The organism is Rathayibacter sp. PhB1 (genome assembly GCF_004362935.1).
Lineage (GTDB): Bacteria > Actinomycetota > Actinomycetes > Actinomycetales > Microbacteriaceae > Rathayibacter > Rathayibacter festucae.
In genome coordinates this window covers 1-2,324 of sequence record NZ_SNYD01000017.1, presented here as the reverse complement: position 1 = coordinate 2,324, position 2,324 = coordinate 1, and the positions used below count along the sequence as shown (strand labels likewise).

Here is a 2,324-nt window from a genome sequence, read left to right as displayed (position 1 = left end):
GTCGGGGTGCTCGGAGTGGCGGGCTGCGTCGGCGCCGGGGTCGGCGTGGCCGGTTGCGTCGGCGCGGGGGTCGGCGTGGCGGGCTGCGTCGGCGCGGGGGTCGGGCTCTCGCCGGGAACGGGCACCAGGGCGTCGATGCCGGCGTCGACTCGAACTCCCTGCGGCGTGTAGGCCGCCCCCGCAGTGATGAAGCGCCACGAACCCCGTTCCAGCTCTCTCCGTAAGACGAATTCGTGGTCAGGGCCGAGGTCCTTCGACTCGCCCACCGCGAGTGTGATCGGAGCACCACCCGGCAGTTTGTACGCGTCGAGGAACACGTTGAGGGGGACGTCGCCGGTGTTCTCGAGGTGAATCGTGTAATCGACTCTGATGGGGCGCTCGCTCTCATCGGAGATGAGTGGCCCTGGCTTGAACGTGGCGGTGACCGTTCGCTCGAGGGCGGGGTTCTCGGCGGCCGGCGACGACGTCGGGGCGGGTGTGGCGGGCTGCGTCGGAGACGGCGTCGCGGGCTGCGTCGGCGCCGGGGTCGGCGGAACCGGCGCGACGGTGGGGATGGGTCTCCGGAGATCCGCGGTCGTGACGTCGACGGAGCCGTCGGGTCGGACCGAGCGGACCGAGATGTCCAGAGCCCAGACGCCCGTGCGCTGTTCCCCCTCCGTGAGGGTCGTCTCTCCGACGAAGGTCTTCTTCTCGCCGGGAGCGATGTCCAGCGGAGCGCCGCCGGGCTGCGGGAGGGTGTCGATGGTCACCTTCAGCGGCACATCGCCGACATTGACCAGCGACGCCGTCACGGAGATCTTCGTGCCCACGGCGACGGGAGGCGTCGGGAAGAACACGCCGAAGGTGCCCTTCCACGGGGGCTTTCCCGACGTGTCTGCCGCCGGGGCGATCAGAACGGGGGAGGTGGGTGCCGGGCTGGCGCCGACGGCGGTCGAGGTGGCATCGGCAGCGCTGGCGACCGGTGCGATGCAGCCGAGCAGTCCGGCGGTCAGGACGAGGGACGCCGCGACATCGAACGGCCGGCCGCTCGATCGGCTGGTCCGGGAGGACGGGGGTGTACGTGGAAGCATCTGAAACTCCTGGGAGACTCGGCGGAGCACGAAGGGTGATCTGAGGAAGTGTCACAGGTCCAGGTTCGCCCGCAGTGGTGTCATACGGGGTTGGCGTGGGACGTCGCACGATACGGAGACGGCAGAAGGACCGCCGCGCAAGGCGCGCGGCGGTCCTTCCTGCTCTCGATCCGGGTCGGTGGGCTGACTCGCCTCGTTCACCGGCCGGTTCGAGCGCTACTCGGTGGCGGTGCCGTTGCGCCGGCGGCGGCGTCCGAGGAGCACGCCGATCGCGCCGAGGAGGCCGAGCACTCCGGCGACGGGCAGCGCGGCGGCGGCGTCGGAACCGGTGGACGCGAGGTGACCCGCGGTCGACTGCTTCGACGACGACGACGACGCAGCAGCAGCAGCCGCAGCGGGGGTGGTCGGCACCGTGATCCCGGCGGCCGGCCGGGTCGCCCCGCCCGAGAGCGGGGTGGCGGTCGGCTTCGCGTCCGGGCCGATCGGAGTGGGGGCCACCGTCGAAGCGGGCGTCAGCGGGGTGAAGGGGATGACCGTGGGGATGCCCAGGGTGCCGAGGGTCGACTTGGTGAACGCGGTGCCCTCGGGCGTGGTGGCGGTGGCGAGGGAGGCGACCCAGATCGAGTGGTTGAACACGTCGCGCTCGGTCACCTCGGTCTCGAAGGAGACCACGCCGGTCTCACCGACGGGCAGCTCGGCGAGCTTCTCGCTGTCCGCGACCTGCAGGTCGCGCAGTGCGACGTTGCCGGTGTTGGTGAGCTGGGCGACCCACGTCACCTTCGTGCCCGCGACGACCGGCTCGCCCTCCTTCACCTGGAACGTTCCGGCGATCTTCACGTCCAGATCCGGCGCCGGCACGGGGATCGGCGGCTTCTCGGGAATGGGGAGCTTGTACACGAACGGCGCCGACACCGTCACCCGCGAACCGTCCGGCAGGGTTCCCCGGACCAGCTTCGCCTCGGCCGGGACGAAGCCGTCCTTGAGGTTCTGCGCACTGACCACGGCTTCCGTCGTGTTGAGCAGGAACGACTCCCCGACCTTGAACGTCTTGTGCCCGAGGACGTCCTTCAGATCGACCCCGCCGGTGTTCTTCACGTCGTACGTGAACTGGACGCGAGTGCCCTCCTTCACCAGCTCACCCGGCTCCGTCAGGAACTTCCCCGTGATCGTGACGGTCACGGCCGGGTCGGCGCTGGCCGGCGCCGTCGTAGGCGCGGGGGTCGGGGTGCTCGGAGTGGCGGGCTGCGTCGGCGC

Annotated in this window: 1 protein-coding gene and 1 pseudogene; both read right to left on the bottom strand. The window is 71.0% G+C overall.

All coding sequences use genetic code 11. From position 1 onward, the window contains the following. Nucleotides 1-1,070, bottom strand: a pseudogene (locus EDF17_RS19645) (hypothetical protein); the annotation flags it as partial. A gap of 216 nt (nucleotides 1,071-1,286) precedes the next feature. After that, a partial coding sequence (locus EDF17_RS19640) for an LPXTG cell wall anchor domain-containing protein (RefSeq protein WP_123444590.1) occupies nucleotides 1,287-2,324 on the bottom strand: 1,038 nt, incomplete at its 5' end.